The organism is Phycisphaerae bacterium (assembly GCA_035384605.1).
In the GTDB taxonomy this organism is placed as follows: Bacteria; Planctomycetota; Phycisphaerae; order UBA1845; family PWPN01; genus JAUCQB01.
This window is the reverse complement of record DAOOIV010000017.1, coordinates 1-13,802: the sequence shown is the minus strand read 5'-3', so window position 1 is coordinate 13,802 and position 13,802 is coordinate 1. Positions and strand designations below refer to the sequence as shown.

The 13,802-nt window shown below is 61.7% G+C and carries 12 protein-coding genes; 8 read left to right on the top strand and 4 right to left on the bottom strand.

The genetic code is table 11. The annotated features are described in order from the left end of the window. The first annotated feature begins 47 nt into the window (after positions 1 to 47). Genes PLL20_06350 through rdgB form a run of 5 tightly spaced genes read left to right on the top strand, consistent with a single transcriptional unit; the run spans position 48 to position 4,506 of the window. Entirely contained in the window at positions 48 to 1,247 is a 1,200-nt protein-coding gene (locus PLL20_06350; protein HPD29596.1) for an aspartate aminotransferase family protein, read from the top strand. Then, positions 1,244 to 2,203 (top strand): ornithine carbamoyltransferase, encoded by a 960-nt coding sequence (gene argF / locus PLL20_06345; GenBank protein HPD29595.1) that lies wholly within the window; start codon positions 1,244 to 1,246, stop codon positions 2,201 to 2,203. Before PLL20_06350 ends, argF begins: the two co-directional genes overlap by 4 nt. Positions 2,204 to 2,240: 37 nt before the next feature. Beyond that, positions 2,241 to 2,978, top strand: a complete 738-nt coding sequence (rph, locus tag PLL20_06340) for a ribonuclease PH (GenBank protein ID HPD29594.1) — start codon at positions 2,241 to 2,243, stop codon at positions 2,976 to 2,978. Positions 2,979 to 2,983: 5 nt separating this feature from the next. Next, positions 2,984 to 3,838 (top strand): hypothetical protein, encoded by an 855-nt coding sequence (locus PLL20_06335; GenBank protein HPD29593.1) that lies wholly within the window; start codon positions 2,984 to 2,986, stop codon positions 3,836 to 3,838. A gap of 38 nt (positions 3,839 to 3,876) precedes the next feature. Further along, positions 3,877 to 4,506, top strand: a complete 630-nt coding sequence (gene rdgB, locus PLL20_06330) for an RdgB/HAM1 family non-canonical purine NTP pyrophosphatase (GenBank protein ID HPD29592.1) — start codon at positions 3,877 to 3,879, stop codon at positions 4,504 to 4,506. A 158-nt stretch (positions 4,507 to 4,664) separates the two neighbouring features. Here rdgB and PLL20_06325 read toward each other — a convergent pair whose 3' ends face one another. After that, positions 4,665 to 5,459, bottom strand: a complete 795-nt coding sequence (locus tag PLL20_06325) for a DUF502 domain-containing protein (GenBank protein ID HPD29591.1) — start codon at positions 5,457 to 5,459, stop codon at positions 4,665 to 4,667. A 72-nt stretch (positions 5,460 to 5,531) separates the two neighbouring features. After that, a complete protein-coding gene (locus tag PLL20_06320; GenBank protein HPD29590.1) occupies positions 5,532 to 8,276 on the bottom strand; it encodes a cation-transporting P-type ATPase in 2,745 nt (914 codons plus the stop codon). Positions 8,277 to 8,580: 304 nt separating this feature from the next. Between PLL20_06320 and PLL20_06315 the strand changes: the two genes are divergently transcribed. From PLL20_06315 to PLL20_06305, 3 genes are all read left to right on the top strand, one after another. Beyond that, entirely contained in the window at positions 8,581 to 9,120 is a 540-nt protein-coding gene (locus PLL20_06315) for a phosphate-starvation-inducible PsiE family protein (protein ID HPD29589.1), read from the top strand. A gap of 90 nt (positions 9,121 to 9,210) precedes the next feature. Further along, positions 9,211 to 10,110, top strand: coding sequence for a universal stress protein (locus PLL20_06310; protein HPD29588.1), 900 nt, complete (start codon positions 9,211 to 9,213; stop codon positions 10,108 to 10,110). 295 nt (positions 10,111 to 10,405) lie between these two features. After that, entirely contained in the window at positions 10,406 to 11,188 is a 783-nt protein-coding gene (locus tag PLL20_06305) for a hypothetical protein (GenBank protein ID HPD29587.1), read from the top strand. Between the two features lie 25 nt (positions 11,189 to 11,213). Here PLL20_06305 and PLL20_06300 read toward each other — a convergent pair whose 3' ends face one another. Beyond that, positions 11,214 to 11,672 (bottom strand): rhodanese-like domain-containing protein, encoded by a 459-nt coding sequence (locus PLL20_06300; GenBank protein ID HPD29586.1) that lies wholly within the window; start codon positions 11,670 to 11,672, stop codon positions 11,214 to 11,216. A 233-nt stretch (positions 11,673 to 11,905) separates the two neighbouring features. Continuing rightward, complete coding sequence (locus PLL20_06295; GenBank protein HPD29585.1) at positions 11,906 to 13,561, bottom strand: arylsulfatase; 1,656 nt, start codon at positions 13,559 to 13,561, stop codon at positions 11,906 to 11,908. Positions 13,562 to 13,802: the final 241 nt, after the last annotated feature.

The following is a 13,802-nucleotide window of genomic DNA, read 5'->3' as shown; positions in this document are numbered from 1 at the left end:
CTCGGCCGGCCGGACCGGTCGCAGATGAGTGCTACGGAGTGCTATAGATGACCTCTCAGGAAGTATTTGATCTGTACAGCCGATGTGTGATCGGCAACTACGGCCGCCTGCCGGTGGTGATTGTCAAGGCCCAGGGTTCGCAGATGTGGGACATCGACGGCAAGCGGTACCTCGATCTGTTCCCTGGCTGGGGCTGCAGCCTGCTAGGCCATTGTCATCCCCGCGTCGTCGAGGCGATCCGCGAGCAGGTCGGCCGCCTGATCCATGTGGACAACACCTTTTACACCGTCGAGCAGGGTCGCCTGGCCGAGATGCTCAGCCGGCACAGCTTCGGCGGGCAGTGCTTCTTTTCCAACAGCGGGGCTGAGGCCAACGAGGGGGCCATCAAACTGGCTCGCAAGCATGCCGGCCAGGGACGCTACAGGATTATCACCATGGAAAAGAGCTTCCACGGCCGGACCTTCGGGGCCATGTCGGCCACCGCCCAATCAAAGACGCATGCCGGCTTCGAGCCTCTGTTGCCGGGCTTCGTCTACGTCCCGTTCGATGATGTGGACGCGGTTGCCAGGGCCATCACCGACGAAACGGCCGCCGTCATGCTTGAGCCGGTTCAGGGAGAAGGTGGAATAAACATTCCCTCCGACGACTACCTTCCGAAGATCCGCGAACTGTGCGACGAGCACAACCTCCTTCTGATTCTGGACGAAGTGCAGACCGGCGTCGGTCGGACCGGCAAGTGGTTCGGCTATCAGCACAGTAACATCGAGCCGGACATCGTCACCATGGCTAAAGCCTTGGGCAACGGCGCGCCCATCGGCGCGATCATCGCCCAACCCGATGTCGCCGCCGCCTTTACCCCCGGCTCGCACGCCTCGACCTACGGAGCAAACTGTCTGGTGGTGGCGGCGGCCATTGCCACCCTGGAGACCATCGAGTCCGAGGGCCTTTTGGAGCGTGTGGACCGAATTTCGGCCTACATCGTGGACCGCGCCCGCGCCATGCAACAGCGATTCGGTTTCATTGAGGAGGTCCGGGCTCGCGGCTTGATGATCGCCATCCAACTGTCGCTGCCCGGAGCCGCGATCGTTTCGTCGGCCCTGGAAAAGGGCTTACGCATCAATTGCACCCAGGGCAACGTCATCCGGCTCCTGCCGGCGATGACGATCACCACGCAGGAGGTTGACGAGGCCTTCGAGATCATGACCGCGGCTTTTGCCGAATCCGAGAGCAAACTGGTGACCACATGAGCACTGAAATCCCCGATTGTCTGCAATCACTGAAGCACTTCTTGGCCATTCAGGATCTGAGCGCGGAGGCCTTGCAGGCCTTGATCGACTTCTCCATCCGTCGCAAGGGGCAGTTCAAGCGAGGCGAGCTGAAACCGGTCCTGGAACGTAAAGTGCTCGCGATGCTTTTTCAGAAGTCCTCCCTCCGAACGCGTCTGGGCTTTGAAACGGCAATGGTCCAACTCGGGGGTTATGCCGTCTGCCTGGAAGACCACCAGATCGGCGTGGCCAAGCGCGAAGAACCCAAGGATATCGCCCGAGTCATGTCCTCCATGTGTGACGGAATCATGGCCCGGGTGAAGGCCCACCAGATCCTCATCGAGCTGGCCGCCCGCAGCACCGTGCCGGTCATCAACGGCCTGAGCGACTGGAGCCACCCTTGCCAGGCGCTCGCCGATGTGATGACCCTTCAGGAACACTTCGGCAGTGTCGCAGGCAGGAAACTGGCGTTTATCGGCGACGGCAACAATGTGGCCCGCTCTCTGCTCAGTGCAAGCGCAAAGCTTGGCATGAGTTTCGCGCTCGCCGCCCCGAAGAAATACCAGTTTGACGATGGTGTCATTCAGTCGGCTCACGACAAGGCGGGCAAGAATGGGGCCGCCATCGTTCAGACCGAACAACCCGAGGAGGCGGCCGCCGACGCTGACGTGTTGTACACCGATGTCTGGACCAGCATGGGACAGGAGTCCGAACGGGCCGCCCGCGAGGCCGATTTCGCCGGCTATCAGATCAATGCCGCTTTGGTGAAGAAAGCCAAACCCAAGGCGGTGGTCATGCACTGTCTGCCGGCCTACCGGGGTCTGGAAATCACCGATGAAGTGATCGACGGCTCACAGTCGCTGGTCTTTCAACAGGCGGAGAACCGGTTACATTCTCAGCGGGCCCTGCTGGAAGTGCTCCTTGGCAGACGAAAGTGAGAACAGGGCAGCCTGGTTGTTTACGGGAAAGTCAGTCATGCCTGCTCTTCGTTCAGACGGTCGTCGCGTGGATGAGCTGCGCCCGGTTCGGATCATACGCGGCTACACCCGGTGCTCGCCGGGTTCGGTCTTGATCCGCACGGGCAATACGATCGTATTATGTACTGCCAGCGTGGCCGACGAGGTCCCGGAGTGGTTGGCCGGCAAGGGTCGGGGGTGGGTGACGGCCGAGTATGATATGTTGCCCGGCTCAACCGGCCGGCGGCGCGACCGTAGTCGCAAGCGGCTTGACGGACGCACCACTGAAATCCAACGCATGATCGGCCGGGCCCTGCGCGCGGTCGTGGACATGGAGATGCTCGGCGAACGGTGCATCTGGCTGGATTGCGATGTGATCCAGGCCGACGGCGGCACGCGCACCGCCGCGATTACCGGTACCTTTGTGGCCTTATGTGACGCCGTCGGGTGGATGCGAAAACAAGGGATGATCGGTCGATCCCCGATCATCGAACCCGTGGCGGCCGTCAGCGCGGGAAAAGTCGATGGCAGGATACTGATCGATCTCGACTACAGTGAGGACTCCCGCGCAGAGGTCGATCTCAATGTTGCCATGACGGCCTCCGGCAGCCTCGTGGAAGTGCAGGGCACCGGCGAAGGTGGGGCGTTCACCCGCAAGGAACTGGACCGGATGCTGGACCGGGCGGCCGTCGGTGTTCGTCGGCTGATCGAGGCTCAGCGGCGTGCGCTGCGCCGCCGGCCGGGCGGAGGGCGGTGACAAACATGCAACAGCAGATGTCGATTCTCGGAAGGCTGGCTCTTCGGCTCGGCCCCATGGTGCTGGCGGCGCTCCTGCTGGGCTCAGGCTGCGACAGCGCCGGCAGCAGCGGCGGAGTCTGGACCGCGCAGCCCGGAGCCGGCGCTGAAAAATGGACTATCAACTGCTTTCGCTCCGCCGCTCCCAATCATGTCGAGTTGTGCAACGGCCTGGCGGACTTGCTCCGAAAGACCAACGGAATCGATCCCAAGGCGGTCCGCGTACAGTCCGACGCGCTGGGCAGCACCATCTACTACGGCGAATACACCCGTGTGCCCGGTGCCGGGGGCCAATTGGTGTTTCCGCCTAAGATGCAGGAGGATATCAAGCGAATTCGCCTGCTGACGTACAATCAAACCTTGCCGTTCGGATTGGCCGCACCGGAATCGCTCGGGGGTGCGGCTCCTGCCGGCGGCGCGGGCCAGTACAACCTGACAACCGCGCGAGGCAAGTACTCCCTGTTGATCGCGGTTTTCTTCAACACCCCCACCTTCAACCAGCGCCGCGAAGTCGCCGAACAGTACGTGCAGCAGCTTCGATCTGAGGGCGTTGAAGCCTATGTTTTTCATGAGCAGTTCAAGAGTTACGTCTTTGTGGGGTCCTTTGGAGAAGATGCCCTGACTTTCCTGCCAAACGGGACCTGGCAAGTCAGCAAGGAGGTCCAGGATTTTGCAGCCGCGCGGGCCGGGGAGGAATTCCTGTACCTCATGGAGAACGGTTATCGTCAGAAGCGGGTCGGCCCCGACGGCGAGTCTATTCTTGTCCCGTCCCAGTTGATGCCGATCCCACGTCCCGGAGCGACCAGTCTGCACGACCGGTAGGAAAACCTCATCTGAGATGATATTCCGCGGAGCATGCCATGCGCGAGATCCTGCTGGCGACCGGCAACGCCGGTAAGGCCAGGGAAATGAAAGAAATACTGAGCGGGGTGGGCGACGAAATCTGCCGCAGGGTTCGTTGGCGGCACCTTCAGGAGTTCACAGGGTGGCCGGAGGCAATCGAGGACGGCCGGACGTTCCTGGAGAATGCCCAGAGCAAGGCGCTGTACTACGCCCGACTGAGCGGCCTCTGGACGATCGCCGACGATTCCGGCCTGGAGGTTGATGCCCTGGGTGGCGAGCCCGGCGTGCGATCCGCCCGGTATGCCGGCGAGCCCAAGAGCGATCAGGCCAACAATGCCCTCCTGGTTGAGCGGCTGGCCGGCGTCCCCGATGACCAACGCACGGCAAGGTTCCGCTGCGCGGTTGCGCTTGCCGACGGCCGCCAAGTGCTGGCCAGTGCCGAGGGGACGGTGGAAGGGCGGATTATCGACCATCCGCGGGGTGCCAACGGCTTCGGCTATGATCCCCATTTCCTGGTCGTTTCTGCCGGCATGACTGCAGCCGAGATGCCCCCCGAGCAGAAACACGCCGTCAGTCACCGTGGCCAGGCTCTGCGGAAGCTGGCTGTCCAGCTTGCCGCACTCCTGTCCGAACGGGCTGTGTATTGAGACGCGCCCTGCACCGGGGTCAAGTCTTCCGCGGATGGCGAAAGCATTCATCCGTCTCTTGTCTGCGCCCTATCGGGACCAGGCGATACCTTGCGGTATGAGGTCTGGAAACGGGCAAGTTGTTCATCCGCGCGGTCGGCAACCGGTCAAACGAATCCTCACGATGCGTCCGATCTCTGCGGAGCGGCCGGACCCTGCTCGGTGGGCAGCGATCGCGGGCCCTCATCGAGCGCGGCCGACGGATGGTAGCTGACTTCCGCCGGCGCCGTGATCCCGAAAGAAACGACGGCCTGCACGGTCTGTTCGAGGTCCCAATTCAGCTCGGTCACCTCCTCCTCAGGGACGAGCAGCACGTACCCGGAGGTCGGGATGGGTGTGGTCGGCACATAGACGCACAGAATCGTCTTCTGCGTGAGTCTGTCGCGGCAGGAGGCCGTAACGAACCCCGGAACCCTCATCCCAGGATGGGGAAACGCCACAAGCACGGCACGTCGAAAGCGACTCAGCTCGTTTGACCCTCGAAACGTCGCGAAAGCCTGGCTGACCGCCTTGTGAATGGATGTGATGATGGGCACCCGCAACAAAACCGCATCAAGAATGCGATCCGCCCGGACCCGTGCAAAGAAGCCGAGAAAGTAGAGCAATACCAGGACCGCCACCACGCCGATCAGGGGGGCAACATAGTTCACAAACCAGGAAGGAAGGGCAACGTCCACGCGCCTCTCGATCAGTTGAACCACGAGCCGCGCCGTGGGACCTATGACAAGGTTTTCGAGGAACGAGTACAGCCAGTACACGATCCATGCCGTGACCACAAACGGCAGGACGAATAACAGGCCGGCAAGCATGCGCTGCCGAAGGCCGGCCGGCGGGTGGCGCCGAACGGTTGCAACGGTCGGCGGCTCATGGTTGCCGACCGCTTCCGCGATCGAATGTTGTTTCTTGGAAGTCATGGCTCGCGTCCTTCATATGTCGGCGCCGCACTCCGCGCCGCCCGCGTGGGCCCGAGGCGGCATGCGCCGGATTTACGACGCGGAACCGGACGCCAACGCGGCGTTTGCGCCTCGCTTGCGGCGAGAGAATCGCTTCAGCATGGCCACAAGAACGGAACCGGCAAGGGCAACCGCAGCGGCCTCGAACCAGGTGATTGCATCCACGGGCGCGCTGTGAAACAGCCTGTTCATTGCCGGCAGATAGTTGAACGCCAGTTGCAGCAGCAACATGCTCACAACCCCCACCGGGATCCAGCGATTGGAAAACAGACCGATCTCCAGCATCGAACGTGTCAGAGACCGGCAGTTGAACAGGTAGAATAACTCAACGAGGACGAGTACGTTCACCGCAGCCGTCCGGGCTGCCGCCTCGCCGAGACCACGATATAGCTCCCATTTGAAGATGCCGAAGCCGCCCAGCAGCATAACCCCGGCGATCAGAAACATCCGAAGGGCCACATCGAAGGTGATGATCGGCTGGTCCGGGTTACGGGGCGGGCGCGCCATGATACCCGGCTCCTTGGGCTCGAAGGCCAGCATCAGGCCCAGGAGTACCGCCGTGGTCATGTTGATCCAGAGGATCTGCACCGGCAGGATCGGCAGAGTCGTTCCCACGAACACGGCCGCAAGAATAATCAGGCCCTCGCCGATGTTCGTGGGCAAGGTCCATGCGATGAACTTTGTCAGGTTGTCGAACACGCCGCGACCTTCCTCGACGGCCGCTTCGATGGAGGCGAAGTTGTCGTCGGTGAGCACCATGTCGGCCGCTTCCTTGGCTACGTCGGTTCCGCTGATGCCCATGGCGACCCCAATGTTGGCCTGTTTGAGGGCTGGTGCATCGTTCACCCCGTCGCCCGTCATCGCGACAATCTGACCGCGAGCCTGTAACGCCTCGACCAGCCGCAGCTTCTGCTCGGGGCTGACGCGGGCAAACACGCTTGTTCGGTCCGCTACGTCGATCAGCTTCTCGTCGGAGCAGGCCGCCAATTCCGGTCCGGTCAAGGCCTGCGGAAAGGCATCGCCGGGTCTCGAATCGACACCAATCCCGATCTGCTTCGCGATCGCCGCGGCCGTCAAGGCATGGTCGCCGGTGATCATCTTGACCCGAATACCTGCCGCCCGGCACTTGGCAACGGCCTCAATCGCTTCGGCTCGTGGCGGGTCGATCATCCCCTGAAGGCCCAGGAACGTCATCTCGTCACGCAGGTCACGGTGAGCGATGTGTCTCGTCCCCGGCGGTTGCTCGGACCGCGCAAACGCCAAGACCCGAAGACCTTGCCCCGCCAGTTCCGCGGCAGCCGCCGTTACCTGATCGCGATCAAGTGGAACGCGGTTGCCGGTCGAGTCCAGGGCTTCGCGGCACCGCTGAAGCACCACCTCCGGAGCCCCCTTGAGGTAGACAATACATGAATCGGCACCGCCGTCATGAAGCGTGGCCATGTACTGATGCTCGGACTCAAACGGCACAACGTCAATGCGAGGAAGTTGTTGGCTGAGCGACTCGCGAGACAGACCACCCTTTCCCGCCGCCACAAGCAGTGCCGCCTCGGTCGGATCGCCTTGAACGCTCCATCGTCCCTCTTTGTTCACGAGTATCGCATCATTGCATAGCAGCCCTGCCGTCAGGCATTCACGGAGTGCCACGTGTGACGAGATGTCTACCGCGTTGCCTTCCGCCAGGATCTGGCCCTCCGGAGCGTAACCACCACCCGTCACCTCAGCGATAATGCCGCCGGAGGCGATTTGCCGCACGGTCATCTGGTTCTCGGTAAGCGTTCCGGTCTTGTCCGAGCAGATGACCGTCGTGCTGCCGAGGGTTTCAACGGCCGGAAGCTTGCGAATCACCGCGCGTCGCCTTGCCATGCGCGACACGCCTATCGCCAGCGTGATCGTCACCACCGCAGGCAGTCCCTCGGGGATCGCCCCGACTGCCAATGCGACGGCCGCCTTGAACATCAGCAGGGCTGACTCGCCCCGGAGAATGCCGACACCGAACGTCAGCAGGGCCAGCACCAGTATGCTGTACATCAACACGTGGCTGAAACGGGCGATCTTTTGCGTGAGCGGCGTTGCCAGGCTCGGGGCAGCGCGAATCAGCTCGGAGATACGACCCACCTCCGTCGCATCGCCGATCGCCACGACGACCCCCGTGCCTTGCCCATAGGTCACCAGGCAGGATGAGTAGGCCATGTTGGTGCGATCGGCAAGAGGGGTGTCATGCTCGAGGATCTCGGCGGTCTTATGCACGGGCACGGATTCGCCCGTCAATATCGATTCATCGATCTGCAGGTCACGGGATTCAAGCAGGCGAATATCCGCCGGAACCTTGTCCCCGGACTGGAGCAACACAATGTCACCGGGCACAAGCTCCCTCGCCGAAACCCGCAGCCGCCGGCCGCCCCGAATGATTGTGGCCTCGGTGACCATGGCCTTTGCAAGGGCTTCGATGGCCTTGGCCGCCTTCGATTCCTGGATGAAGCCCACAATCGCGTTGATCAGTACGACCCCCGCGATGACACCCGCGTCCACGACCTCCTTCAAAACGGCGGTAATAAGCGCGGCCACCAGAAGAATATGAACGAGAGGCTGGTGAAACTGCAGCAGGAAGCGACGCAGGGGGCCGGCACCCTTGCGGGCAGTCACGGCATTCGGACCGAAGTGCTCCTGGCGGCGTTTAACCGCGAACAGATCAAGCCCCTTGTTCAGGTCGGTCTCCAGGAGATCAACAACCTCATGAGCGGGCAGGTGGTGCCAGTGCTTGCCGATGAGTGATTCCATGAGGGCTCCTCCAAGGCGTATTCTATGCCCGGGGGTGGCGCGCTGCCAGTCTTCAAATGGGGTTGTAGAGCACCGGCGCGAGCCGCCGGCCCAAGTCGAAGCCTGACTGCACGTCCAGCCGACGCCGTCTCTGTCCCTTGCAACCGCTGTCCAAGGGTGACCAGAAGCAAGCTGCCGGTCCTCAGATCCCTCTCTGGCTAAACCTGATCGCTGGACGTATCATGATAAGCCACATGCGATCGGCAGTGGGGCCGTGTGACGAGAGGATACCGACCCGCGCGCGAAAGCGTTCCGGAATACCGTCATGGAGAATCAGGCACAATCTGCGCTTGACCAAGCCCCGCCCGGGCAACAAGGCTGCTTCATAACCGGGGGGCACACGGCTCACCACGACAAGTTCGTGGAACGTCTGATTTGCATCATTCGCTGGACGGTCCGGTTGCTGGCCGTGCTGATGGTCTTTGTCATTATTATGGGCGTGATCGACGTCGTCTGGGTCCTTTACCAGCGCCTTGTCGCTCCACCCTTCATGCTCCTGGAGATCAGCGATATCCTGGGAACCTTCGGCGCCTTCATGGCCGTGTTGATCGCCATCGAGATCTTCGTCAATATTACCGTCTACCTGCGCGAGGACGTGATTCATATTCGGATCGTCATGGCAACGGCCTTAATGGCGATCGCCCGGAAAGTGATCATCCTGGACATGAAAGAGGTGAGCATGCAGGAAATGCTGGGCTTGGCCGCGGTTACCCTGGCGATGAGCATCGGCTACTGGCTTGTCGTGGGAAACCCGTTTGCGTCCAGGTCCTCGGCAGACAATCACTCGACTTCGCAGCGTCGGTAACAGACCAGGGGCCGAAACGAAAGCGAGTCGTCATCGCTCGCAAGTGGCGAAAAAGATGCCTGACGGTGCTCCAGACAGTGAGGTGTTCCCATGAAGAATATTCAGAAACTGGGTGTGTACCTGAATGACGAACCGGGCGACGAGGAGGCATTGGCCTTTGCCGGCCTGTTGGTGAAGCTGGGGAAGCCCAAGTTCATCGATTGCATACACGTTCGCGGCATCGAGGACCCGGTGGAGACGCCGCCTCCTGAACCCGAAACCCTCCGCCAACACGTTCTGGAGTGTTTTTCTGCCGACTCGGCAAAGGGCGTCGAGGTGCATGTGTCCGAGGCGACCGGTCTCCAGGAGATGCTTCGTACCGCCAGGGACCACGATCTGGACATGATCGTGGTCGGACGTCGACTGCCGCACGACCAGTTGGCATTGGGCTCGACGTTCTACCGCCTGGCCCGCAAGACCCCTTGTGACGTGCTGGTGGTTCCCGCAGGCGCGCGCCCTCATCTGAGTCGTTTGCTGGTTCTGGTCGACGGCTCGGAGCACTCCAGGATGGCACTGGAGACCGCACTGCATATCGCCCGGCTCGCCGGAAAGGAGTCGCAGGTACTCGTCCAGTCGGTGTACGGCGTCCCCTACGGCTACCGCTATGCCGGGATGAGCATCGAGCAGGCGCAACGCCATCGCGAAACACTGCAGCGGGAAAAAATCGGAAAGTTCCTTGCGGACATCGACACCAGCGGCGTGACCTTCGATGTCGTTTACACGTGTTCCCTGAACACGGCCGCTGCCGCCCACGATATGGCTTCGGCAAGAAACATGGACGCAATCGTGATCGGAAGCCGTGGAGCAACGCTGCCGGCAGTGGCCCTGCTTGGGGCCACAACGGAACGGGTTTTGTTGGAGGCTCCCATCCCCGTGCTGGTGGTCAAGCGCAAGGGCGAAACCTTCCGATTTCTTGACGCCGTCTTGGAGACTTTCCAGGCTCCCGGGTAAGGCAGCCGGCGTCCGGGCCCGCAAACCGGTATGCAGGCGGGTCTGCGCCCGCTGACCATCCAAAAAAAATCCCACGTGGTCCCAAAAACCACGTAACAACATCACCCCCCTGTGCATCTAATCATGGGGTGAGTTGTGGAACCGGATCTTGCCAGGCGGCCATCGAACCGCCACAGGCGGGTCCGCCTGCACACGGGGTGCCCCCAAAGGCCTGCAGGAATCCTCAGCCCAACGGCCGCTACCGGTCGTGCCGCGCGCATAAGCCCACCACGCCGTCCGACAAGGGAGAACCGCAATGACGGCCATCAACAGAATCCTGTATCCAGGAGCCATTCTGGCAACCGTTCTGCTGCTCGTTCTGTTGAAGCTGCCGCATCTGCTTCTCGCCGTCAGTCTTGCGTCCGGCCAACTCAACGGGAAACCGATACCGGTCGTCAACATGCCGGCATCCAGGTTGCCTGCACGGACCCACGTGCTCCTGTGCGGCGACCTGCGCCTGGAGGTCCCGGCTGAGACCAGCGTCCAACCGCAGCCGCCGGACGACTCGTGCGGATTTCTCCTGAGGCTCAACGGCATGGTGTGTCGAGTCATGCCCCCGCGGCATCAATCCGCCGGCCAGGATGTTGACGAAATGGAATGGGCCGAGGAGTTGAACCGACACGGGATCGACTGGCAAGCCGCCGTCTGCGCCAAGAGCGCAAGGGATTTCTCTTTCTGGATGAGCTCATCGCAGGTCGAATCGCTTCGCAAACAACTGGAGGCCAGGATGTTTCTTTCCTTGTTTGCCGAGCGGGTCGAAGTGGTTCACAACGAGAATCTCTGCGGCTTGCTGTTGATGTGGGATCTTGACGAACGGCCGCGCATGCGACTCGACTACTTCACGCCCGATCACCGGGTCAGCGGAGTACTGTTGGTCGCTCTCGAATCGGCGACGCCTGAAGCCGTCGACACGACCCGGGCAATCGTAAGCTCGTTGCGCATTGAGCCCCCCGCCGACAACAACGTCCAAGTCCATGAGTCCGTCGCCGCGGCGACGGGGCTTGTCCCAGGCCGGTTGCCGCCGGCTTCGCATCGGTGATGTCGGATCCGCTCAAGGCCGGCGGCTACTTGACGACCGGCAGACCCAGACTCTGCCACTCTACGATTCCGCCCGTCATGTTGTAGACGTTGGTGAACCCTTCCGCGGCCATGATACCGCTGGCGTTCGCGCTTCGGCGACCGGTTCGGCAGTATACCAGGAAGGTGAGGGATCTGTCGATATCGGCAAGCGCGTCGCGAAAAGCCGGATCGCTGCACAGAAGACAAAGACTTACCGCGCCCTCGATATGACCGGCCGCGAACTCTTCCCCGCTGCGGACATCGAGAATGACAAAGCTCGGGTCGTCCTGATGCTCTTGAATCAATGCCATCGCTTCGGCCGGGGTAACATTGGTGTACCGCACCTCTTCCACTCCGGGTACCCCGAGCCCCGCGCCTTGCGGGCATCCCTGCCCCGACAGCAACAGCAGCACCATCAGCGAAAACGCAACCGAACCGATCAGCGATCCGTAATGCCGACTCATATTCAACCTGCTCCTTTATGGATGCGGACTGTCCACGCCAACAATACTCAAGGCGTTCAATTTCATCGGCAAGTATCAATGCCAATCTGGATAAAGGCACCGTTTCCGCGACTTCAGATTCAGAATCATGGACCTGGTCGGCTGGGGATGTCTCCATCCGACGCGCATGTCCCGCGACTGAACACTTGCCCGCGGCTTCGAAAACCTGACCTGAGAATGCAGACCGCTCCGCGTCAGCGCTGTCTTGCGGGTTCCGGTCCGGTTGAAGGGACCGCTCCCGACTGACGGCGAAACTCCTGGTCGAGTTGTTTCCACATGTCCGCCATCTGACTCACTCTGTCAGGATATTGCCCCGCGAGGTCCCTGGATTCAATGCGGTCTTGTTTCAGATTGTACAGTTCCCACATGGAATTGTTCTCCGCCTCCGATACCAGCTTCCAATCCCCCACCCGTAGGGCGCGGTTGCCCTGGTGGTGCCAGTAAAGGTAGTCCCGTTGGATTTCGACGTCGGAATCCAGGAGCGGAACCAGGCTCCTGCCCGGCATCGGCGGGCGACCCAGGCCCTTCCACGTCTCCGGGGCCGCCACGTCCGCCAATTCCAATACGGTGGGAACCAGGTCGATCACGTGGGCGGGCGTGTGACGAAGTGCTCCCTTGGATCTGATGGCCGCCGGCCAATGCATAATGCACGGCGTCGAGATGCCGCCCTCGTGAACCCATATCTTGTGCCGGCGGAAAGGAGCGTTTGAGACGCTGGCCCACCCTGGCCCCAGACACAAGAAAGACGCAGCCGAGCCGGGATCTGCCGCTCGGTCGTGGCCGTCCCCACGGACCATCAACGTGGCGTCCGCCCCATTATCGGAAAGGAAAACGACTAAGGTGTTATCCCACGCTCCCATCTTGCGCAGTTGGTCCAGAACGCGGCCGATCTCCTGGTCCATCCGGTCTACCATTGCCGCGTGAATAGCCATCTTGGTTGCCTGCAAACGCTGCTGTTGCGGCGTCAATTCGCTCCATGCAAGGGCATGCTCCACTTCACCGGGACCGATCATGTCGATCAGATCAGGCTTGAGATACCGCGGGGTAAATCTCGGATCGAGGGGCGAGAGACCGCAGTCGACGATGCCCAATGCCCGCAACCGCCGCCACCGCGCCTCCCGGATCGAGTCCCAGCCCTCCAGGTACCGATCTCGATATCGGGCAATGTCCTCGGGGAGTGCGTGCAGCGGGAAATGGGGAGCAATAAACGCCAGGTAAAGGAAAAATGGCTCGCTGCCATGTTTCTCCTTGTGCTCGGCGAGAAAGTCGATCGCGTACTGGGCGAACGCCCTCGTCGCATAGTAGCCGTCGCTCGGTTTGACCGCAGGCAACTGTTTGTCATCCAGAAAGTGGGCCTTCGGGGTGAAATACCGATCCCAGTCCTCAAAGTGGTAAGAACGTTCAAATCCGCCCGCCAGCACCTTGCCGTCCACGTGCCATTTCCCGCAATGATAGCTGTGATACCCCGCCGGCTTGAGCAATTCGGGCAACAACGCGGCCCAGGCAGGTCGCTGTCGGGCGGGGTCCCGGTTGATCTGCTGGGCGTAATAGCCGGATAAAAGGGCCCCTCGCGTCGGCCAGCATCGGGCCGTGTTGTACATCTGGGTCAGCCGCAGACCGTCGGCCGCGAGTCGGTCGAGGTTCGGCGTGGCAATCTCGCCGCCGTAACAGCCGACGTCGGAAAAACCGAGATCGTCGGCGAGAAAGATGACCACGTTAGGTCGCCGTGCTGGTTGTGACCCCGGCGGCATCTGCTCTGCCGCCGACAAGCACGGCGGACAGAAATGAATGATCACGACCGCAACAAACGCCGCCGCCGATCGACTCGCCTGACCACCTGCATATTGCATGATTCGGTTCTACCTCCACGCCGGAAAGCCGCAGCGCCGTATGCGGCCCACGATGGTACAACTCAGCCTCGTATACCGCAACGTTAACGAGATCTCAGCCAGAGTCGGCTCCACCCCGGCAGACCGCGGCACCTGCTGGGAGCAAGTAGGGCCGACGCCCTCGTCGGCCCCGTTCCACTTGAGATCCCGTTGGCCCCGGTACCCATATTGTCGCTGGCCCCAGAATCCGTTCTGGGGCCTT